6 protein-coding genes are annotated in these 23714 nt (G+C 70.4%); all 6 read left to right on the top strand.

The annotated features are described in order from the left end of the window. The 6 genes from OV427_RS43050 (at window position 1) to OV427_RS43025 (ending at window position 23633) form a co-directional block, all read left to right on the top strand. Entirely contained in the window at window positions 1–5937 is a 5937-nt protein-coding gene (locus OV427_RS43050; RefSeq protein WP_267862049.1) for a beta-ketoacyl synthase N-terminal-like domain-containing protein, read from the top strand. Beyond that, on the top strand, window positions 5934–17975 hold the full coding sequence (locus tag OV427_RS43045) for an SDR family NAD(P)-dependent oxidoreductase (RefSeq protein WP_267862048.1): 12042 nt from the start codon (window positions 5934–5936) through the stop codon (window positions 17973–17975). The genes OV427_RS43050 and OV427_RS43045 overlap by 4 nt, the downstream gene beginning before the upstream one ends. 45 nt (window positions 17976–18020) lie before the next feature. After that, window positions 18021–20405: a PfaD family polyunsaturated fatty acid/polyketide biosynthesis protein gene (locus OV427_RS43040; protein WP_267862047.1), complete on the top strand. Its 2385-nt coding sequence runs from the start codon at window positions 18021–18023 to the stop codon at window positions 20403–20405. A 57-nt stretch (window positions 20406–20462) separates the two neighbouring features. After that, on the top strand, window positions 20463–21110 hold the full coding sequence (locus OV427_RS43035; RefSeq protein WP_267862046.1) for an HAD hydrolase-like protein: 648 nt from the start codon (window positions 20463–20465) through the stop codon (window positions 21108–21110). Between the two features lie 137 nt (window positions 21111–21247). Continuing rightward, the gene (locus tag OV427_RS43030; RefSeq protein ID WP_267862045.1) at window positions 21248–22774 is read left to right on the top strand and encodes a hypothetical protein; all 1527 of its coding nucleotides are present in this window, start codon (window positions 21248–21250) and stop codon (window positions 22772–22774) included. A gap of 91 nt (window positions 22775–22865) precedes the next feature. Continuing rightward, window positions 22866–23633, top strand: a complete 768-nt coding sequence (locus tag OV427_RS43025; protein ID WP_267862044.1) for an ATP-grasp domain-containing protein — start codon at window positions 22866–22868, stop codon at window positions 23631–23633. Window positions 23634–23714 lie beyond the last annotated feature (81 nt).

The raw sequence follows: 23714 nt of genomic DNA, 5'->3' as shown, positions 1-23714 counted from the left end.
ATGAGGCTGACCGAACGGGACATCTACGAGCGCGTCGCACGGCAGGAGCTTTCGGTCGAAGAGGCCATGGAGCTGCTCGCCGAGCTCGACACGGGGACAGCGAGTCCTCCGGAGTCCCGCGCCCATACGGCGTCAGAACCCTTCGAGGTGCGGGTCCGCGGGTTCCTTGAGGGACGACTCCGCCGGGTCCTCCAGCTCAGCGGAGAGATTCCGATGGACCGCGGGTTCATGAACCTGGGGGCAAGCTCGGCGTCGCTCCTCGGGGCGACGCGGGAGCTCGAACGCGAGCTGGGCGTGGAGCTGTTCCCAACCATCTTCTTCGAGCACGGCAACCTCGAGGCGCTCGCCACGTACTTCGCCGAGAACCACGCGGACCGGCTGCGGGAGCTGCTCGACGCGCGGCCCGTGTCGATGCCAGCCCCCGCCGAGCGGGCCATCCCGACGCCACCTCCAGCCGAGCCGCGTCAGCAGGCGCCCACTCCCCGTGCTCCGCGCGCGGCGCCCGCGCCATCCCGTGAGCGGGCCAGCCGGTCCTCCGGCCCGGCCGACATCGCCATCGTCGGCGTGAGTGGCCGATATCCCAGCGCGCGCAACCTCCGGGACTTCTGGCGGGTGCTGGCCGAGGGGCGCGACTGCATCACGGAGATTCCCCGGGACCGCTGGGACCACTCCCGCTACTTCGACCCCGACCGGGAGAAGCCGGGCGGCGCCTACAGCAAGTGGGGCGGCTTCCTCGACGACGTCGACAAGTTCGACGCGCTCTTCTTCAACATCTCGCCACGAGAAGCCGAGCTGCTGGACCCACAGGAGCGGCTCTTCCTGGAGACCGCCTGGGGAGCCCTCGAGGACGCGGGCTACACGCGCGTGGGCATGCGCCGGGGAGGGCTCCGCCCCGAGGAGGCCGGCGTCTTCGTGGGCGTGATGTGGAGCAACTACCAGCTCTACGGCGCCGAGGAGGCGCGCCTCGGCCGCGGACCGCTGCCGGTCTCCGCGCACTGGAGCATCGCGAACCGCGTCTCCTACTTCTTCGACCTCCAGGGCCCGAGCCTCGCGGTGGACACGGCGTGCTCGTCCTCGCTGACCGCGCTCCACCTCGCCTGCGAGAGTCTGCGCAGCGGCGACTGTCGGTTGGCCCTCGCGGGCGGCGTGAATCTGTCCACGCATCCGTACAAGTACCTGGCGCTCAGCCAGGGGCGGTTCGTTTCGAGCGACGGGCGGTGCCGGAGCTTCGGCGAGGGCGGCGACGGCTACGTCCCTGGTGAAGGCGTGGGCGCCGTGGTGCTGCGCACGCTGGAGGACGCGGAGCGCGACGGAGACCACATCTATGCGGTCATCAAGGGGACTGCCATCAACCATGGCGGCCACGCGAACGGCTTCACCGTACCGAACCCGAACGCCCAGGCCGCGCTCATCCGCCGCGCGCTGGAGCGCTCCGGAATCGAGCCCTCGACCATCAGCTACATCGAGGCCCACGGGACGGGGACGGCGCTCGGCGACCCCATCGAGATTGCCGGACTCGCGCAGGCATTCCGCGAGCACATGCCCGGGACTGGCGTCTGCCCCATCGGGTCGGTGAAGTCGAACATCGGGCACCTGGAGTCGGCGGCCGGGATTGCCGCGCTGACGAAGGTGCTGCTGCAACTGGAGCACCGGACGCTCGTCCCGTCCCTTCACAGCACGCCCGCCAACCCGCACATCGACTTCGCCAGCACGCCGTTCCACGTCGTGCGCGAGCCCATGGAGTGGCGCCGGCCCGTCCGTGCGGACGGCGAAGAGGTTCCGCGCCGCGCCGCGGTGAGCTCCTTCGGCGCGGGCGGTTCGAACGGGCACGTCATCCTCGAGGAGTACGTGGAGGCCCGGAGCGTGGCCCCCGCATCCGCCCGGAGGGAGCTCGTGCTCCTGTCGGCGAAGAACCGTGAGCGGCTGCGAGAGCACGCGGCCCACCACCTGGAACGGCTGTCCGAGAACCCGCCGCCGCTCGGGGATGTGGCGTACACGCTCCAGGTCGCCCGTGAGGCGATGCCGGAGCGGCTCGCGCTCCTCGTCCGGGACGCTGACGAGCTGCGCGCGAAGCTCACGGCCTTCGTCGAGCGGGGCGAGCTCGGGGAAGGCGTGCATGCGGGGTCGGAGACGAGCAACTCCCCGCGCCTGCGAGGGTCCGACGCCGAGGACCAGGCGTATGTCCGCATGCTGTTCGAGGGCGGGAAGCTGGACCGGCTCGCGTCCTTCTGGACGTCGGGCTCCGAGATTGACTGGGGCCAGCTCCGTGCGAACGACGGGCGGAGGGTGCCCCTCCCGACGTACCCCTTCGCGCGGGAGCGCTACTGGATCGAAGAGGTCGAGAAGGACGAGAGCCAGGTGCGACCTGCGCCACGGCCCGAGGCGGATGTCCCCATTGCTCGCCCGAGCTGCCACGCCAGGGACTGGCGTGCCGCGCCGCTCCCAGGCGCATCCCCCCCCCTCTCGGCCCGGCGCCTCGTCATCCTCCATGACGCTTCCGCGCCCGAGTCGCTTCGTCACGCGATTGCGACGCTCGTCCCCGACCGGCTGCGCATCATCGAGGTCGGCCGAATCAACCGCGCCGCCGCCTCCGGCCGCCCGGCTCTGGACAGGGATGACCTCGATGCGGGCGCCGCGCTGGCTCGCGAGGTCCTGACCAGCGTCCGCGACGTCGCGGGCGTGCTGGACCTTTGCGACCTCACCCGCGCAGACGACGGCGGGCGCGTCGAGTACGGGCGAATCGGCTTCTACCAGGGAGCTCTGGCGGAGCGCGGGGCCGCGCCCTTCCTCCTGCTTCACGTCACGGCGGGACTCCTCTCCGGAGAGACCCTGGCCGGGGCGCCGCTCCATGGGCTCGTGACGGCCATCGCGGGCGAGTATCGCGGCGTCACCGCGCGAAGCATCGATGTGGAGCGCGGCGACATCGCACCCGAGTCCCTGTTCGCATTGCTCGCCTCCGAGGCGGAGCGGATTGCGCCCGGTGCCACTGGCCTGGCGACCGCCGGGCGCCAGGTCACCACCGGGGCAGACCCGTCCGCCACCGCCAAGGGCTCACTGAGCGACGAGCGGCATATCGCCACCAATGCAGCCCGAGCCGCCACCACCGCGGCCTCACCGACCGACGAGCGTCAGGTCCGCTACCGCAGCGGACAGCGACAGGTTCCCGCGCTGCGGGAAGTCACTCTGAAGCCAGGGCTGTCGGTCGCGGCTGACCGTGCCTATGTCATCTCCGGTGGGACTCGCGGGCTGGGTGCGGCCTTCGCCCGCTTCCTCATCGAGCGTGGCGCACGGAGGCTCGCGCTCCTCGGTGCGCAGGCGCTTCCTCCCCGCTCGGAGTGGGCTCGCGTCGCAGGAGAGGACTCGTCCGACGGGCAGAAGGTGCGCGCCATCCAGGAACTGGAAGCGCGAGGCGCGACGGTGCTCCTCTACACGGGGCGCATCACGGACCGCGCCGCGCTCCGGCGCTACTTCGCCGAGGTGCGCACGTCCCTCGGGCCCATCGCCGGAGTCCTCCATTGCGCGGGGGCCGTTTCCGACGAAAGCCCGGCCTTCCTCCACAAGACGCGCAGGGGCTTCGAGCGTGTGTTGGAGCCAAAGCTGGAGGGCACCCACGTCCTGGCAGACCTGCTCGAGGACGAGCGCCCCGACTTCTTCGTCCTCTTCTCCTCCGTGTCCGCCGTCGTCCCCAGCCTCGCGGTGGGGCTCTCGGACTACGCGCTCGCGAACTCCTTCCTCGACCGCTTCGCCGAGTACCAGCATCGCCACGGCCGGACGTGGTTCCGCTCGTTCAACTGGCCCTCGTTCCGCGACACGGGCTTTGGCGAGACGACCACCGACGCGTACCGGAGCGCCGGGCTCGCCGCGCTCAGCGTCGAGCAGGGCTTCGCGCTCCTCGATGGCGCGCTGGGCATCACGGGCGAGCCCGTCGTCCTTCCCAGCATCGGCACGCCCGTGCTCACGTCGGAAGCGCCGCCCAGGGCCGTCGCGGCAGCACCGCCTGCGCGCTCGGCAACGGTGGCCTCGGGAACCGGTGGTAGTCGCGCGGCGGCGTACGAGGCGCTCGTGCGAATCTTCTCGGCCGAGCTCAAGCTCGCTCCCGAGCGCTTCCGGGGCGATGTCCGCTTCGAGGAGTACGGCGCGGACTCGGTGCTCATCGCGTCAGCGGTGAAGCAGATCGAGAAGGTCATCGGCGCGGCGTTCGAGCCCGGGTTCCTGCTGGAACATCCGACGCTCGACTCGCTCTCCGCACTGCTCGTCGAGCGCCACCCGGAGCGCTTCACGGCTGCGCCCCATGCGCCTCCGGAGGAGCCGCCTCGGACGGTTCCTGTCTCCGCGCCCCGCCCGGCTCCCGCGCAGGTTCCTGTTCGCGCGGTGGAGTCCCCCGCCCCGAGCCCGTCCGCGTCGCCCGACCGGACGGTGCCGATTGCCATCGTCGGCATGGCCTGCCGCTTCCCCGGTGCACCAGACAAGGAGCGCTTCTGGGACAACCTCGCGCGTGGCGAATGCGCCATCCGGGAGGTTCCCCGCGAGCGCTGGGACCCTGCCCTGTTCTATTCGGCGGAGCCGGGGCCCGGACGCACGAACAGCAAGTGGGGCGGCTTCGTCGACGGTATCGACCTGTTCGACCCGGCGTACTTCCGCATCAACGAATCGCTCGCGTTGCAGATGGACCCCCTGCAACGGCTGATGCTCGAGACCTCGCTCCTCGCCACGTTGGACGCGGGCTACACGCGCGATGAACTGTCGAACCGCCGGGTCGGCGTCTATGTCGGCACGCGCGTCGGCAACTACATGAGCCGCATCGAGCAGCCGGAGAAGGGCACCATCGTCGGTGTCGGTCAGAACTTCATCGGCGCGCGAATCTCCGACTACTTCAACTGGCGCGGCAACAACGTCGTCATCGACAGCGCCTGCTCGTCCTCGCTGGTCAGTGTCCACCTCGCCTGCCAGGCGCTCCGCGAGCGGGAGATCGACGCGGCCGTCGCGGGCGGCGTCGACGTGATGCTCGACGAGCTCACCTATCTGACGCTGAGCGCGGCGGGAGCGCTCTCCCCAGACGGTCGCTGCTACACCTTCGACGAGCGCGCCAACGGCTTCGTCCCCGGAGAAGGCGTGGGCGCGCTGATGCTGAAGCGCCTGGACGATGCGCTCCGTGACGGCGACCGCATCCAAGCCGTCATCCGTGGGTCGGCGGTGAACAACGACGGACGCACCATGGGCATCACCACGCCGAACATGGAGGCGCAGGTCGAGGTCATCGAGGCCGCACTGGCGAAGAGCGGCCTCTCGGCGGCGGACGTCTCGTATGTGGAGGCGCACGGGACAGGGACGATGATTGGCGACCCCATCGAGCTGAAGGCGCTGGCCACGGTGTTCCGGCGGGCGACCGAGGCTCGTGGGTTCTGCGCGGTCGGCAGCGTCAAGACGAACCTCGGGCACCTGCTGTCGGCCGCGGGCATCGCGGGGCTGGTGAAGACGGCGCTCTCGCTCGACCGGAAGCAGCTCCCGCCAACGCTGCACTGCGACCGGCCGAACCCGCGCTTCGCGTTCGACCAGTCGCCCTTCTACGTCAACCGCGAGCTTCGCCCGTGGACCCTCCCCACCGGGCAGCTCCGGCGGGCGGGAATCAGCGCGTTCGGATTCGGCGGCACGAACTGCCACATGGTCCTCGAGGAGCACGTGGCCCCGTACGAGCCGCGCCGCACGCCGCTCCCGCCTCCCGCTTTCAACAAGCGCAGCTTCCTCCTCCCTGCACGCCGACGGAATGATGCCGGTGTGCCTCTCGCGGCCGCGCCGGCTCCGAGCCACGAGGCGCCACTCCTGCGCTTCGAGCCGCTCTCGAGCGCGCCGGGCGACGCCGCGCCAGTCCTTCGCTTCGAGCCGCTCGTCACCGAGCGGCCGGGCCGTTTGCCTTCGACGGGTGCAAAAGCGCCATGACGAGCATCGTGATTCCCAGTGTCCAGACGCTCCTCCGCTACGACGACCCGGTGGTGCGAGACCACCGCGTGCACGGGGTGCGCATCCTTCCAGGCGTCGTCTACCTCGACGGGCTCTGTCGCATCGCCCGGGCCGCTGGCATCGAGCCGGAGCGGCTGGAAATGCGCGACATCCTCTTCGAGACGCCAGCCGCGCTGTCGGAGGGCTTCGACCAGCGCCTCTTCTTCCGCACGGAGCGGGAGGGTGAGGGCATTCGCGTCCGCATCAGCTCGCGGCGGGAGAAGGACGGCCAGGCGCTGGGCGCCGGGGAAGAGGACATTGCGTCCTGCACCCTCCATGCGAAGGCCGTGAACCGGCTGGCGCAGCCGCTCGACCTCGCCGCGCTCCGAGGCGCCGTCCGGTCGGGCGTGTCGCTCGAGGCCATCTACGAGCGGACCGAGCGGCTCGGCATCCAGCACCGCGACTTCATGCGGACCCGTGGCACGGTCCACCGTGCGGGAGACCGCGTCGTCGCGGAGCTGTCGCTGGGTGAGTCCGCCTTGAGCCGGAAGGAGGACTTCTTCCTCCATCCCGCGTTCCTGGACACGTCCACCATCATCCCGTTCATCGACCCGCACTCCGAGGTGGAGGCCGGGAGCGCCTACATCCCGATGTTCATCCACGCGTTCCGGGCGTGGGGACGGTCGGGCGACACGGTGTACGTGGAGACGCGTGCCGACGCGGCGGCGCGTGAGCGCGACGTGCTGGAGACAGACCTGCGGCTCTACGACGCCGACGGGCGGCTCATCGCCGAGTACGAGCGGCTCACGGTGAAGCGCGTCCGCGGCAATGACCTCATCCAGCGGTTGACTGCGTCAGCGGCGCGACCCGCCGTCGCGGCACCCCGTCCGACGCATGCCAGGGTGACGAACGTCATCGCTACAGCTCCGGCCCAGACGCGGCGCGCGCGAATCGTCGAAGACCTGATGGAGATGGTGGCGGCGATTGGCCACCTCCCGCGCGGGGAGGTCACGGCGGGCGTTGGCTTCTACGACCTCGGCCTCGAATCGTCCCACCTGCTCAGCGTCGCGAAGACGCTCGAAGGGCGCGTCGGGAAGGCGCTCTACCCCACGCTCCTGTTCGAGTACCAGACCATCGACGCGCTCGCTGGATACCTCGACGCCCACTTCGGCGAGCAGTACCAGCTTCCACTCCCGGGAAGTGCTCGCGAGGAACGCCCCACCGCCCCGGTGGCGGATGCACCAGCGGCACATCCGGACGACCAGGCGATGTTCTTCGGCTTCGACTGGGAACCCTCCTCCATTCACGAAGGCACTCCGCGTCCCCTGGATTCGGTCCTCGTGTTCGAGGACGAGGGACTTCGGCTCCCGGTCCCCACCGGGATGCGCGTGGTCCGCGTGCGCCGGGGCGCGCGCTTCGAGGGCTCGGGCGACGCATTCACCCTGAACCCGACCTCGCCGGACGATTTCCGCATCCTCCTCCAGCAGCTCCAGTCGGAGCGCCGATCGTTCTCCGCCGTGCTCTACCTGTGGGGCTACAGGTCCGCCGACGAGCGCTTCCTGGATGACGTGTTCCTCCCCTTCCGCGACCTCGCGCGGGCGCTCGCCGAAGCGGGAGCGGTGAGCGAGCGGCTGTATGCGTTCCAGCCGGACACTGGCGCGCACTCGCGAGCCTGTGCCGCCGCGCTCGGCGGATTTGCGCGCAGCGCGCGACTGGAGGTTCCACGCCCGGGTCTCCGCTCCATCCTCGTGGATGCGGTGGCGGAGCGGGACCTGCTCTCCGTCGCCGCACGGGAGGCCGCGCTCGATGGCCCGGAGACCGAGGTGCGCCATGCCCGCGGGGCACGGGAGGTGCGCAGGCTCGCGCCCCTGGCCCCGCCACGGCCCGGGCGTGCGCTCCGTCAGGGGAGCGTCGTCCTCATCACCGGAGGACTGGGCGGCCTCGGGCGCCTGACGGCGCGCCGGCTCGCGGCGAAGCTGGGGGCCCGTCTCGTCCTCACCGGACGCCGCGAGCGCGATGCCGAGGCGGACGCGTTCTGCGCGGAGCTGCGGGCGCTGGGCGGTGACGCGCTCTATGTCCGCGCGGATGTCTCGTCAGCGGAAGACGCCGCACGTGCGGTGCGCCTGGCGCGCGAGCGCTTCGGGGCGCTCCATGCGGTCCTCCATGCGGCAGGGGTGCTCAGGGACGGGTTCATGCGCGGGGCACGCCGCGAGTCGGCGGAGGAAGTCGTGCGTCCCAAGGTCGCGGGTGCGCTGAACCTCGCTCGTGCGGCCGCGGGCGACGACCTGGAGCTCATCGCGTTCTACTCCGCCCTGGCGGCGGTGACGGGGAACCCGGGCCAGAGCGACTATGGGGCCGCGAACCGCTTCCTCGACGCGCTCGCGGAGGAGCAGGAAGCGCAGCGGCTCCGGGGAGAGCACCGGCACCGGACGGTCAGCATCAACCTGCCACTGTGGCGGGGAGGCGGCATGGGCGTGTCCGCCGCCCAGGCGGAGGCGCTGCGACAGGGGGCGGGACTCGGCCTCCTCCCCGACGAGGAAGGGCTGGACCTCCTCGAAGCGTGCCTCGCCGGAGACAGGGCACAGGTCGCGGTCGTCTGGGGCGAGCCGGAGAAGGTCCGCGCCCGTCCCGAGTTCCGCCGCGAGGAGCGAACCACCGCCGCGCGCTCGCACGGACGCGTCGACATCGCGGTGGTGGGGATGAGCGGCCGCTACCCGGGGGCCACGGACCTCGAGGAGTTCTGGCGGAACCTGGAGGCGGGGCGCGACTCGGTGACGGAGGTCCCCTCGGACCGCTGGCCCGCTGGCGCGTACCCGACGGACGGGGCGCCGCTGTGCCGCTTCGGCGGGTTCCTCGCTGACGTGGACAAGTTCGACCCGCTGTTCTTCCGCATCCCTCCCGGGACGGCGGCGTTCCTCGACCCGCAGGAGCGGCTCTTCCTGGAGACCGCCTATGGCGCCGTCGAGAACGCCGGCTACAAGCCAGAGGACTTCACGGCCCCGAGGAACCGGGTCGGCGTGTTCGTGGGCGTGATGTGGGGCGACTACCGCCTCATCGGCGCGGACGCCGCGCGCCAGGGGGCACCCGTCGCGACGTCGTCGCTGTTCTCGTCGACGGCGAACCGCGTCTCCTACTTCTTCGACTTCGTCGGGCCTAGCATGGCCGTCGACACCGCCTGCTCCTCGTCGCTGACCGCGCTCCACCTCGCATGCGCCAGCATCACGCGGGGCGAGTGCGACGCCGCGATTGCCGGTGGCGTCAACCTCCTGCTCCATCCGGACAAGTACCTGCTCCTGCGCCGGATGAACATGACGTCCTCGGACGGACGGTGCCGCTCCTTCGGCGCCGGGGGCGACGGCTATGTTCCCGGTGAGGGCGTCGGGGCGCTCTTCCTCAAGCCGCTGGAGCGCGCGCTCGCGGATGGCGACACCATCCACGGCGTCATCCGTGGGACGGCGGTCAACCACGGAGGGCGCGCGGCCGGCTACACCGTGCCCCACCCCGTTGCGCAGGCGGAGGCCGTCCGCCGCGCGCTGGAGGCGTCGGAAGTCGAGCCCGACAGCATCGGGTACATCGAGGCGCACGGCACGGGCACGTCACTCGGAGACCCTGTCGAGATCGTGGGGCTCAGCCGCGCCTTCACGGGACGCACGCGCCCGCTGGCGGTGGGCTCGGTGAAGTCGAACATCGGCCACCTGGAGGCAGCGGCGGGCGTCGCGGCGGTGACTCGCGCGCTCCTGCAATTGCGGCACGGACGGATTGCCCCCTCGCTCCACTCGCAGACGCTCAACCCCGCCATCGACTTCGCATCGACGCCGTTCCGCGTGCCCCAGGTCGCCGAGCCGTGGCCGCGCCCGGTGGGGCCCGAGGGCGAGCTGCCTCGCCGCGCGGGGGTGAGCTCGTTCGGCGCGGGAGGCTCGAACGCCCACGTCGTCGTCGAGGAATATGTCGACTCGCCCGCCGCCGCTCCGTCACGGGAGCGAGAGGTGTTCGTCCTGTCGGCACGGTCGCCGGAGCGGCTCCGCGTCTACGCGGCGCGGCTTGCCCGGTACCTTCGCACCACCGACCGGATGGACTTCGCCAACATCGCGCGCACGCTGCAGGTCGGCCGCCCCGCGATGGACGCCCGCCTCGCGCTGGTCGCGGAGAGCGTCGCCGAGGCCGCGGACCGCCTCGAACGGCACCTCGCCGGAAGCGGGAGCGGCGTGTTCACCGGGACCGCGGAGACAGGCGGAGCCGCCGAGACGCTCGCGGACCGCTACCGGTCCGGAGACCTGGAAGGCGTCGCAGCGCTGTGGGTCCGAGGCGGAGCCGCGGACTGGAGCGCGCTCAATGGCGGTCCCCGGAAGCGCGTCCCGCTCCCGGGTCAGCCGCTGGAGCGGAAGCGGTTCTGGATCGACGTCCCCACCGCCGCACCCGTGGCCGACACGGGCTTCGCAGCCCAGGTTCGCAGCGCCTTCGAGCAGCACCTCACCCCGACGACCGAGGAGCTGGAGCGGGGCCAGCGAAAGCTCGGCCACTACGCGGCGGCGGCGCTCTACCGGCGATTCCGGACGATGGGCCTCCCCAGCGAGGGCGAGACGCGCGACGTCCGGACGCTGAAGGAGCAGCTCGGTGTCCGGGAGACCTTCGGCCGCTTCTTCGACGCGTGTCTGGAGATTCTCGAGCGGCATGGTGCGATTGCCCGCGAGGGCGAGCACGTGCGTGTCCTCGGAGCGGCCGAGGACCCGGCGCGGCTCCGCGAGGAATTGCTGACCCGCTTCCCGGAGCTGACACCCTACCTGCGCCTGCTCGACACCTGCCTGGACGCGTACCCGGAGACGCTGAGGGGCGGGCGCGCGGCGACGGCGGTCCTCTTCCCCAACGCGAGCCTGGAGCTCACCAGCGCCATCTACCGCGACAGCCGCGCGTACAGCTTCACCAACGACCTGGTGGCCCGGATTCTCACCTCCGCCGTCCAGGTCCGCGCCACGTCGGAGCGGCGCCCGTTCCGCATCCTGGAGATTGGCGCCGGCACGGGAGGCACGTCGAGGACGGTGCTGGAGGCCCTCGCCCGTCTCGGTGCCGATGTCGAGGTCCACTACACCGACATCTCCGGCGGGTTCGTCGCGCACGGCCGGGAGACGTTCGGCAAGGCGTACCCCTTCACGCGGTTCCGCATCCTCGACCTCGAGAAGGACCCCGTCGCCCAGGGGTTTTCACCGGGGACCTTCGACGCGGTGTTCTCCGCGAACGCCGTGCACGCGGTGGCGGACATCGGCGAGGCCCTGACGCGAATCAAGCAACTGCTCGTGCCCGACGGCCTCCTCGTGCTGAGCGAGGCGACCACGAACACCGAGGCCCTGGCCCTGACCTTCGGGCTGCTCGACGGCTGGCACCGCTACCGCGACCCGGAGCGACGCATCCGCAATTCTCCCCTCCTCTCCGTCGACGGCTGGCGTGAGACGCTCACCCGCACGGGCTTCAAGGGCTTCACCGCCTACGGTCCGGGCTTGTCCGCGGACGCCGACCTGAGCCAGCGGGTCATTGTCGCCGGGAGTGATGGTGTCGGCGCGGTGCAGTCCGCGATGAGGTCCGAAGCGGCTGCGACGAGCACCGCCGTACCAGCTGCCGCCACGGTTCCGTCGGCGGCGAGGACCGAAGCGAGTGCCGTCGCGGCCCCAGCCCGGGAGCGACCCGAGGCGCTGGAGCGCGCCATCGCCGTGCTCGTGGCCGAGGGGCTGGGGGCCAGCCAGGACGACATCCGGCCCGAGCGGTCCTTCTCCGAGTACGGCGTCGACTCCATCCTCGCGGTGAAGATTGTCGAGCGCCTCAACACGCGCTTCGGGCTGAGCCTCAAGTCCACGGTGCTGTTCGACCACCCCTCCGTGCGAGCCCTGGCCCGTCACGCGGCGGCGCAGGGAGCACGGCTTCAGGCCGAGGCACCCACGACTCCAGTGCCCCCCGCACCAATCGAGGCACCACTGCCCGTCGTGTCGAGTGCACCGAGTCCCCTCCCCGGCCAGCCGCTGGACATCGCCGTCATCGGCATGTCGGGCCGGTTCCCGGGGGCGCGCGACTACCGCGAGCTGTGGGCGAACCTCGCCGCCGGCCGTGACTCGGTGACGGAGGTTCCGCCCGAGCGATGGAACGTCGCCGACCACTACCAACCGTGGCCGCCCGTCCTGGGGAAGACGTACTCGAAGTGGGGCGGCTATCTCTCCGACGTCGACCGGTTCGACCCGCTCTTCTTCAACATCGTCCCCGCGGAAGCGGACTTCATGGACCCGCAGCAGCGCATCTTCCTCCAGGAGAGCTGGAAGGCGCTCGAGGACGCGGGGCTGGACGCGAGCAGGCTCGCACGCGCGCGCTGTGGCGTCTTCGTCGGGGCCACCACGTCCGACTACGCGACGCGCATCCGTGAGCGCGGGCTGTTCGGCTCGAATCACGTGTTCACGGGGAACAGCCTGGCCATCCTGCCGGCGCGGGTCTCCTACTACCTGAACCTCAAGGGGCCGTGCTTCGCCGTCGACACGGCGTGCTCGTCATCCCTCGTCGCGCTCCACCAGGCCTGTCAGAGCCTCGCGAGAGGCGAGTGCGACCTCGCGCTCGCCGGTGGCGTGTCCGTCTTCGTGACGCCCGAGTACCACCTGCTCGCGTCATCGCTCGGGATGCTCTCGCCGGGTGGCCGCTGCAAGTCGTTCGATGACTCCGGCGACGGGTTCGTGATTGGCGAGGGCGCGGGCGTCGTCGTCCTCAAGCCGCTCGCGCGGGCTCTGGCCGACGGCGACTCCATCCACGGGGTCATCAAGGGCATCGCGGTGAACCAGGACGGGCGGACGAACGGCATCACCGCGCCCAGCTCCCTGTCGCAGACGGAGCTGGAGGTCGAGGTCTACGAGCGCTTCGGCATCCGCCCTGAGACGCTCGGCTACATCGAGGCCCACGGCACCGGGACGAAGCTGGGCGACCCCATCGAAATCGAAGCGCTCACGGCGGCGTTCCGCCGGTACACCGACCAGCGCCGGTTCTGTGCGATTGGCTCCATCAAGTCGAACATCGGCCATCCGTCACATGCCGCGGGCGTCGCGAGCCTCATCAAGGTCCTGCTCGCGCTGCGCGAGCGGCGGCTGCCTCCGTCGCTCCACTTCCACACGCCCAACCGCCTCATCGACTTCGACTCGACGCCGTTCTACGTCAACACGGAGCCGAGGGACTGGGAGAGCACCGGGCCTCGCCGCGCGGCGCTGAGCTCGTTCGGCTTCAGCGGCACGAACTGCCACCTGGTCGTGGAGGAGCACGTGGACTCGCGGCCGCGCACGAGCGGCCCGTCCCGTCAGGTGCTCGTCCCGCTGTCGGCGCGCACGGAGGAGTCCGTGCGGCGCTACGCGAAGGAGCTCGGGCGCTTCCTCGCGGAGCATCCGGGCACCGACCTCCCGGATATCGCGGCCACCCTTCAGTTGGGGCGTGCCACCTTCGAGCACCGGATGGTGCTCGTGGCGGGCTCGGTCGAAGAGCTCCGGACGAAGCTCGCCGCCGTGGCCTCGGGTGCCAGCGCGCCGGGAGTGTACGGGGGAACCACGGACCCCGACGCGCAGCCCGACCGCGTGCGCCTCTCGCCGGATGCCGACCCGCATGCGACGGCCACGGCGTGGGCGTCGGGTGCCGCGTTCGACTTCACCGGCCTCTACGCCGGAACGGCCCCGAGGCGCATCCCGCTCCCGACGTACTCCTTCGAGTCCGACCGGTGCTGGCTGCCCGGGGACAGCGCAGTCGTGACCTCCCGCCCGGTGCCCGCCGCGCCCGAGGTGGGCACCCCGGTCGCCGCAGCGGTAGGGCTGGCCGCCTCCGAGCAGCTCAGCATCGCGGCCGGCGAGCTCGACTTCCACGCCCCTTCCGAGGAGCTCGGGTTCGACGACGTGACACGCGCAGCGCTCGTCGAGCGCCTGAACTGCGAGCTGGGCACCGACCTCCGGGCCGACGTCTTCTCCGTTGGAACTTCCCTCACCGAATTGTCCGAGCGCCTCGCGAGCGCGCCCATCCCTCCGAAGCCGCGACAGACAGAGGCCGTCATGGTTGGACCCCGTTCCACTCCCGAGGCGAAGGTCATCGACGGCGAGCTGCTCCGCCGGGCAGAGGACTACATGAAGCGGGCGCTCGCCGACGCCTTCCGGCTCCCACCCGAGCGGCTGCGGACGCGCGCGCTCCTCCAGGACTACGGAATCGACTCCGTCCTCATCAACAAGTTCAACAAGCAGCTCGAAGCCACCTTCGGCGAGCTGCCCAAGACGCTGTTCTTCGAGTACCAGACCATCCACGACCTGGCCGGCTACCTCGTGCAGCACCACGGGGAGCGGCTCGTCGCGGTGCTCGACGGGCCGCCGGGTGGAATGAACGTTCCTTCCACCGCGGCGACTCCCCCGCCCCCTCCCCCCGCGCGCGAGCCTCAGCCGGCGTCACGCCCTCCACCAGGACGAGACGCCATGAAGCCGCACCTCCAGGACATCGCCGTGATTGGAATGGCCGGGCGCTATCCCATGGCCCGCGACAATGACGAGCTCTGGGCGAACCTCCTCGCCGGCCGGGACGGCATCGTCGAGATACCGAAGGACCGCTGGGACCACAGCCAGTACTTCAGCGAGGACAAGGACGAGGCCGGCGCCACCTACGCGAAGTGGGGAGGCTTCCTCTCCGACGTCGACAAGTTCGACCCGCGCTTCTTCAACATCACTCCGAAGGAAGCGGAGGTGATGGACCCGCAGCAGCGCCTCTTCCTGGAGACCTCGTGGGCGGCGCTGGAGGACGCGGGGTACACGCCGAAGCGCATCTCCGCGAGCGCGCGCGCCCGGGGCAAGAAGGACGCGGGCGTGTTCGCCGGCGTCATCTACGGCGAGTACAGCTTCTTCGTCGACATCCCCATCGCGGGCTACTGGGCCGTGCCGAATCGCGTCTCGTACCACTTCGGCTTCAACGGCCCGAGCTTCGCGGTGGACACCGCATGCTCGGCGTCGCTCACCGCCATCCACCTGGCCTGCGAGAGCCTGCGGCGCGGCGAGTGTGCGTACGCCATCGCAGGAGGGGTGAATGTGTCCATCCACCCGGGCAAGTACCTGCTCATGTCCTACGGCCGCTTCGCGTCCAGCGACGGCCGCTGCCGCTCGTTCGGCGCGGGCGGTGACGGCTACGTCCCCGGCGAAGGCGTCGTCTCGCTGCTCCTCAAGCCCCTCCAGGAGGCACGGGAGGACGGCGACCGCATCTACGGCGTCATCCGCTCGAGCACCATCAACCACGGCGGCCGCACCAACGGCTTCACCGTGCCGAGCCCGAACGCGCAGGCGGAGCTCATCACCGAGGCGCTCGACGAGGCGGGCGTCGACCCGCGCAAGCTGAGCTACGTGGAGGCCCACGGCACGGGCACCGCGCTCGGAGACCCCATCGAGATCGCGGCGCTGACGAAGGCCTACCGGCGCTTCACGCAGGACCGGCGCTACTGCGCCATCGGCTCGGCCAAGTCGAGCATCGGCCACCTGGAGGCCGCCGCGGGCGCCACCGGCATCGTGAAGACGCTGCTCCAGCTCCAGCACGAGACGCTCGTCCCCTCGCTGCACTCCGAGACGCTGAATCCGAACATCGACTTCGACGCCAGCCCCTTCTACGTCGTCCGCGACGTCCGGCCCTGGCCGCGCGGTGCGGGCGGCGACGCGGGCCAGCCGCGCCTCGCGTCGGTGAGCTCGTTCGGCGCGGGTGGCTCGAATGCCCACGTCATCATCGAAGAGCACCCCGAGCCCCCGAGCCCGGCGGTGACGAGCGGGGGGCCGCAGCTCATCCTCCTCTCGGCGCGGCGCGAGGAGCGGCTCCAGGAGGCCGCGCGCAACCTGCTCCGGTTCCTCCGCTCCGAACGGGGAATGAAGACGCCGCTCGCGGACATCGCCTGGACGCTGATGGTTGGCCGCGAGGCCTTCGAGCACCGGCTCGCCGTGGTGACGTCGTCACACGAGGACCTGGTGGCCCGACTCGAGGACTTCGTGGGCGGCCGGAAGGCGCAGGGGTCCTTCGCCGGTGTGGCGCGCACACATCGCGACACCGACGACATCCCCGGCGAGGCGGAGCCGGACCGGGACTACCTGCGCAACCTCTTCGAGCGCGGCTACCTGACGCGCCTCGCGGAGTTCTGGAGCCAGGGCTGGGTCATCGACTGGGAGGACCTCCGTGGCGCCCGGCGCGGGCGTGTCGTCAGCCTGCCGGCCTACCCGTTCGCGCGCGAGCGGTACTGGATTGCGCCCGAGGAGTTCCGCCGCCAGGGTGTCGCGCCGAGCACGACGGCCCCCGTGGCAGGAGCGCCCGCGGTCGTGGAGCCCGTGCAGGCCCGGGTCGAACCGGCGAAGGTGGCTCCTGCTCCGGTCGCGACGCGGCCCGTCCCAGTCGTGCCGTCCGTCCCGGTGGTGCAGCCCGTCCCTGTAGCGGCAGCACCTGCCGCGCCGTCGCCCGGTGACGGGGACTTCCGGGCCCGGCTCCAGGCCCAGGTGAAGAGCATCTTCGCGGAGCTGACGAAGCTCCCCGAGTCGGAGCTCGACGTGGACGCCGACTTCTTCGACTTCGGCTTCGACTCCGTGGCGTCGGTGCGGATGCTCAACCGGCTGATGAAGGTCTACGGCGCCCGCGTCCCGGCGACGGCGATGCAGGAGTACAACACCATCCGCTCCTTCGTGAGCCACGTGGTGGACGCCGGCTACATCAAGGAGGACTCCGCTCCCGTGGCGGCACCGGCCGCGCACGCCAGCGCTCCGGCCGCGACCGCGGGCGTACCAGCCTCGACCCCCGCCGCGGAGAAGCTCACGCGGACGGAGCCGTTCCCGGTGGAGAACATCTTCATCACCGGCGTGACGGGCGTGCTCGGCGGCAAGCTGCTGCATGACCTCCTCACCACCACGAGCGCGCGCATCGCCTGCCTCGTGCGAGGCGAGTCCCTGGAGCAGGCGAAGAAGCGCATCCAGTACTTCCTGGAGACGTACGACCCGCAGGGCCGCCTCACCGAGGCGTTCCACCAGCGCGTCACTCCGGTCCTCGGCGACGTCACGTTCGACCGCTTCGGCCTCGACACGGCGGCGTACGCGCGCCTCGCGGCGGAGACGGACGTCACGCTCCACGCCGCGGGGAAGACCACGCTCGTCACCTTCTACGAGGCGCTCGCGCCCATCAACGTCGAGGGCACGCGCCGGGTCATCGACTTCGCGCTGCTGACGAAGCACCGCTACATGGTCTACGTCTCGAGCTTCAGCGCGCTGGGCGACCGCCTGAACTTCAACAACCCGCCGTTCACCGAGCGCGACCTGGAGCTGGGCCAGGGCTACGACCACCTGCCCTACCAGGAGACCAAGTACCAGGCGGAGAAGCTCATCCGCGCGGCGACGGAGCGGGGGCTCGTCTGGAACATCTTCCGCCCGGGCAACATCATGGGCGACGGGCACACGGGCCGGTATCCGTTCGCCGAAGTCAGCGTCAAGGGCGTCTACTACGACATCTTCAAGACCGTCATCGAGTCAGGGCTGTCGATGATGTCCCCCGTCCACTGGGACATCACCCCGGTCGACTACGTGAGCGCCGCGATGATCCACCTGTCGCTCCGCCAGCCGACCTATCGGGAGACGTACCACCTGACCAACCCCGACATCCGGCGCTACTACGACGTGGTGAACCATCTCCGCGACTTCGGCTACGACATCCAGTTCACCTCCATCGACGACTTCTTCCGCCTCGCCAACGAGCGGCAGATCCTGCGCAAGGGGACGAACACGCCGTACGACAGCCAGACGCTCGAGATGTTCAAGTACGGCGTCGAGATCTTCGGGAAGATTCACTACGAAGAGAGCTCGTACGCCAACTGCGCCTATACGCGGAGCATCCTCGGGCCGGCGGGAATCGACTGTCCGACCATTGCGCAGCTCATCCCCGTGTACCTGGAGCACTGCATCGCGGCGGGCTACCTCCCGCCACCCGACACGCGTTTGCCCGTCACGCCCGAGAGCCGCGTCAACGGCGCTCGCGCCCGTGCCGGCTGAGTGTCCCTACTGCAAGAGCCACCCACCATGATGCCTCGCGCGGACATGTTACCCGGTACCCAGGATGCGGTCGTCTTCCCCGGCCAGGGCTCACAGCGGCCCGGGATGGGGGCCGACTTCTACAAGCAGTGGCCCATCGCCCGTCGCACCTTCGAGGAGGCGTGCGACGCGGTGGGAGAGAACCTGGTCCAGCTCTGCTTCGAGAAGGACCCACGGCTCCACCTCACCGAGTTCACGCAGCCGTGCATCCTCACGATGGAGATTGCCGCGTGGCGTGCCGTCGTGGAGGCGTTCGGCTTCCAGGCCACCGTCTTCGGCGGGCACAGCCTCGGCGAGTACACCGCGCTGGTCGCCGCGGGGGCGCTCCCGTTCGCGGACGCGGTACGAATCGTCCGGAAGCGGGGGGCGCTGATGCAGCAGGCGGTGCCCCAGGGGAGGGGCGCGATGGCGGCGCTCCTCACCGACGACATCGAGAAGTCCGGCGCGCTGCGGATTGCCAGGGCCGCGGGCGCCGAAGTGGCGAATCACAACTCGCTGGCCCAGGTGGTCATCAGCGGAACCGCCGAGAGCATCGACCGGGCGAAGCGCGAGCTGGCCGAGGCCCTGCCCACGCTGAACTTCATCCAGCTCCAGGTGAGCGCGCCGTTCCACTCCAGCCTCATGCGGTCCATCGAGGTGGAGTTCCGTGCGTATCTGGAGTCGTTCGCGCGGGGCTTCCGTCCGGAGCTGGCCACGCGGGTCACCTCGAACTTCACGGGTGACTTCTACGAGGCGCGCTCGCTCACGGAGAACCTCGTCCAGCAGATTGCCGGGTCGGTGCGGTGGCTCGACAACATGCGCGCGATGGGTGCGCGTGCGAAGCGCATCTACGAGATTGGCCCCGGCGCGCCGCTCGCGAAGTTCTTCCAGACGCTCGGCAGGTCCGTGACGCCGATGACGAAGGTCGCGGACGCCGAGGCGGCGCTCCGGGACTATGTGCCTCCCCAGGCGCCCGCTCCCGCCGCGGTGCCGGCCCCCATCGCGAACCGCACCATCGTCTCGTCCGGCGCGCGGCCGCGCATCGACGCGGAGCGGCTGGGCGACGCGGAGTTCCGGAGGGACTACAACGTCCGCCTCGCCTATGTCGCGGGCGCGATGGTGAAGGGAATCGCCTCCCCCGAGCTGGTCATCCGCATGGGCCGCGCGGGGCTGCTGAGCTTCCTGGGCTCGGGCGGGCTCGGCCTGGAGCGCATCGAGGACGGCATCCGCCGCATCCAGGCCGCCCTGCCGCCTGGCACCCCGTGGGGCGTCAACCTCCTCCACAACATCAACCACCCCGAGGTCGAGGACCGCACCGTCGACCTCCTCCTGCGCATGGGCGTCCGCTGCGTGGAGGCGTCCGCGTACACCGTGCTCACCCCCGCCGTGGTGCGCTACCGGCTCAAGGGAGCCCGGCTGTCCGGAGACCGCGCGCGCCCGGCGAACCGGCTGATGGCGAAGCTGTCTCGCCCGGAAGTGGCGCGCCAGTTCGTCTCACCGCCGCCCGAGCGCATCGTCCGCATGCTCCACGAGAAGGGCCTCATCAGCGACGAGGAGGCCCGCGCCGCGGCCCGGCTGCCCATGGCCGATGACATATGCGCCGAAGCGGACTCGGGAGGCCACACCGACAAGGGCGTCGCCTTCAGCCTGCTCCCCGCGATGATGCAGCTGCGCGACGAGGCCATGGCCGAGCACCGCTACCCCGTGCGCCTCCGCGTCGGCGCGGCGGGCGGCATCGGCACGCCCGAGGCCGCCGCGGCCGCCTTCACGATGGGCGCGGACTTCATCCTCACCGGGTCCATCAACCAGTGCACCCCCGAGGCCGGGACGAGCGACCTGGTCAAGGACATGCTCGCCGACGCGGACATCCAGGACTTCGCCATGGCCCCTGCCGGCGACATGTTCGAGCTGGGCGCCCGCATCCAGGTGTTCCGCAAGGGCGTCTTCTTCCCGGCCCGGGGCAACAAGCTCTACGAGCTGTACCAGCGGCACGAGTCGCTCGACGCCATCGACGACAAGACGCGCGAGCAGCTCGAGAAGCAGTACTTCAAGAAGAGCATTGGCGAGGTCTGGGCGGAGACGCAGGCGTACTACCTGCGCACGGACCCGGCTCAGGTCGAGCGCGCCGAGAAGAACTCCCGGCACAAGATGGCGCTCGTGTTCCGCTGGTACTTCGTCGACACCATGCGACGAGCCCAGCGCGGCGATGCGTCGGATCGGGTGAACTTCCAGGTCCACGGCGGCCCGGCGCTCGGCTCCTTCAACCGCGCGGTGAAGGGAACGCCCCTGGAGAGCTGGCGCAACCGCCACGTGGACGAGCTGGCGTGGTTCATGATGCGGGGCGCCGCGCGGGTGCTCGAGGAGCGCTGGCATCGGTTCACCGCCAGCGCCTCGGTGGAGCGGGTGGCATAGGCGGCGGCAACGCGACCGTCCCCCGCCCTGCCTCATCCTGCGGCAGGATGCGCCCCCGTGATTACCCACGTCGTCTTCGACTTTGACGGAACGCTGGCGGACTCGAAGGAGGTCGTCATCCGGCTGTACAACGAGCTCGCCGAGAAGCACCACTACGGCAAGCTGACCGACGACAACCTGGAGGAGTTGCGGCGGCTCTCCATGCTGGAGCGGTGCCGCCGGCTCAAGGTGCCCCCCTACCGCCTGCCCTGGCTGGTGGTGCAGGTGGGCCGCGGCCTCCGGAGCGCCATGTCCTCGATTGAGTTCCACGAGGGCATTCCCGAGCTGCTGAAGGACCTGAGGAGCCGCGGGCTCCACGTCCTCATCCTGTCCAGCAACCGCGAGGAGAACATCCGCGCCTTCCTGCGGCACCACGCCGCCGAGGACCTGGTGGAGGGCATCCACTGCAGCAGCAACCTCTTCGGCAAGGCCCGGCTGATGCGGGCGATGATGAAGCGGGCCGGGCTCCAGCGGGAGCAGGTCGTCTACGTGGGCGACGAAGTGCGCGACATCGCGGCGTGCCGGGAGGTCGGGGTGAAGGTCATCGCCGTGCGCTGGGGCGCCGACGCCCTGGAGGTGCTGCGTCAGGCCGGACCGGACGCCATCGCCGAGCACCCGAGGGACGTCGCCGAGTGCGTGAGCCGCTGGTCCGCCTGGCCCCGCTGAAGGCCGGGAATCACCCGCGGCTTCAGGGCCTTGCGCCGCCCTCGCGTCCAGCTCCCCGTCCGGTGGGGAAGATTTTTCGCGGACATCGTTGGACCCATGGCGACTCCCCACCCCAGGGGCCGCACTGGAGACGACGCGTGAAGACCCGACACGAGCGAAAGTGGATGGCCCTGCTGGTGGCCACAGCCCTGACCCTGGCGAGCGGATGTGGCACCGAAGCGGTGGAGCCTGGCGCGCCAGCCCCCGTCACCGACCCGGCGGAGGTGACGGGGGAGAGCCTCAACCCCGAGCGGCGCGGCATCGGCGCCCTGCCGGAGATGGTGCCTTCGGGGCCCACGGCCTCGGTCGTCACCGTGGACGCGCGGCGCTCGCTGGTGGTGACGGACCAGGCCGTCCTCAGCGGCTTCTCCTTCTCGCTGCTGATGAGCGAGCTCGTCGCCAGCAGCGGGGTCGCGACGACGGAGCTGGACCTGTTCCAGCGGTGGTGGGACACGGCGCGGCCCTCCCCAGGGCTCGGGCTCGGAATCGCCCACTGCGACACCACGGGCATCGCCAACATGAATGGCTTCCCGTACACCTGCCCGCGCAAGGAGGGAGACCAGGCGCTGGTGGACCCCTTCGTCAACCCCACGTCCAACCCGAGCGGCTACATCCCCATCGGCCTCTTCAACCGCTTCGACCTGGCGTCCACGCGCGGCACCGACTGCGGCGAGTACCGCATCGCCTACGCGAAGCGCTCGGGCCAGACGAACGGCGGAGACCGCAACCTCGTCATCTTCGAGGCGGTGCTACCCAACCCCACGCCCTCCAAGGGGCTCGAGGGCTGCCGTCCCGTCGCCAACTTCTGGGCCGACCTGTCGAACGACGCGGACCCGGTTTCGCGCGCCTCGAAGCTGCGGACGTTCTACTTCATCGGCCTGCCGGGCTTCATGCCGGTGGTGCACATCGACAACTACGGCAACCGGACCACGGGCGCTACCGGGCAGGTCCGCTCCAACCAGTTCATGCAGTCCAACTGGACGCTGCGCGAGTTCAAGCTGCGCAAGGAGTGCCGCAGCCTCTCCCCGTGCACGCTGCGCTTCCTGCCCGTGACGGTGAAGACCAACCCTGGCGGCACCCTCTTCAACCCCGCCTCCGCCCACCCCGAGGCCGCGAACTTCCAGAACGTCTCCTTCCCCGGGCAGGTATCCCGGCTGGCCGTGAATGACCTCAACACCTTCACGATGTTCACCTCGGACCTCCACAACAGCGGCCAGAGCGACGCGCAGAGCTCGACGGAGAACCACTACGTCAACCAGTTCGGCGGCGCGGCCAGCACCTTCCGCACGAACATCCAGACGCAGCTGACGGCCATCGGCAGCACGCTCACGCCGGACAACATCGTGGCCCGTGCGCAGTCGCAGTCATGTGCCGGCTGCCACCAGCTCAGCAACAACGCCAACCTGGGCGGCGGCCTCATCTGGCCCTCCTCGCAGCGCTTCACCCACGTCTCCGAGGGGACGGAGACCGGTCCGGACGGCCTGCGCCACCGCATCTCCCCGGCGCTCACCAACGTCTTCATCCCCCACCGCAAGGCCGTCTTCGAGACCTTCCTCAACGCCGCGTGCGGCGACGGGGTGTGCAACCCCTGGGAGTCCACGAGCTTCTGCCCCGCGGATTGCTAGTCGTGCGACGGGTGGGCCCAGGCCCTGCCTGGCGTCAGGTGTCCAGGGGTACCGTCGTCCAGGCGGCACCCCTGTCACCGAGGCGTGGCACATGCACTGGGTCGTCCAGAACAACCTGTTCAACGAGCGCGGCTTCCACACCCTGATGCAGGTGCTGGAGCACGGTGGCCTCCCCCACACCCTGGTGAAGGTCATCCCCTTCGGCGGCGGTGTGGAGCCGGCCGTGGACGTCGCTGGCCCCGTCATCGTCATGGGCTCGCTGACGCTGACCCGGTATGCACGGGAGCGCGGCTGGGTGCCGGGCGCGTTCCTCAACGACCACTTCGACTTCCGCGTCTGGCGCGAGCACCTGGGTGAGCACCTGCTCAACGCCGGAGCCCGCGTCTGCCGCTTCGCGGACGTCACGCCGGTGGACGGGCCCTTCTTCATCCGCCCGTGCCTGGACGACAAGTCGTTCTCGGGGATGGTCACCACCTGGGAAGAGTTCACCGCGTGGCGCGACAGCGTCCTGGTGCTCGGCGAGGACACCACCGTCTCCGCGGACACCTGGGTGGCCGTCGGCGCGCCGAAGTCCATCCAGCGCGAGTACCGCATGGTCATCGTGGACGGCCGCGTCATCACCGGCACGCGCTACAAGCTCGGGGACCGCGTCGTCGCCTCGGCCGAGGTGGAGCCGGAGGTGTACGCCTTCGCGCAGGCCATGGCCGACCGCTGGGCGCCGGACCGCGCCTACGCGCTGGACGTCTTCATGCACGACGGCGGGCTGTACGTCGGTGAAATCAACAACCTCAACTCGGCCGGCTTCTACGCGTACGACGTCGCGAAGATGGTGGCCGCCATCGAGGCGATGCCCTGGTAACCCCCGGGAAGCTCAAAATACGATGAACACATAATATCCGCTTGAATTCAGAATTGCTCATGTGTCATGAAATCCTTCCTT

The organism is Pyxidicoccus sp. MSG2, assembly GCF_026626705.1.
Classification (GTDB): domain Bacteria; phylum Myxococcota; class Myxococcia; order Myxococcales; family Myxococcaceae; genus Myxococcus.
The sequence above is the reverse complement of the archived record's forward strand: the minus strand, read 5'-3'. Positions and strand labels throughout refer to the sequence as shown.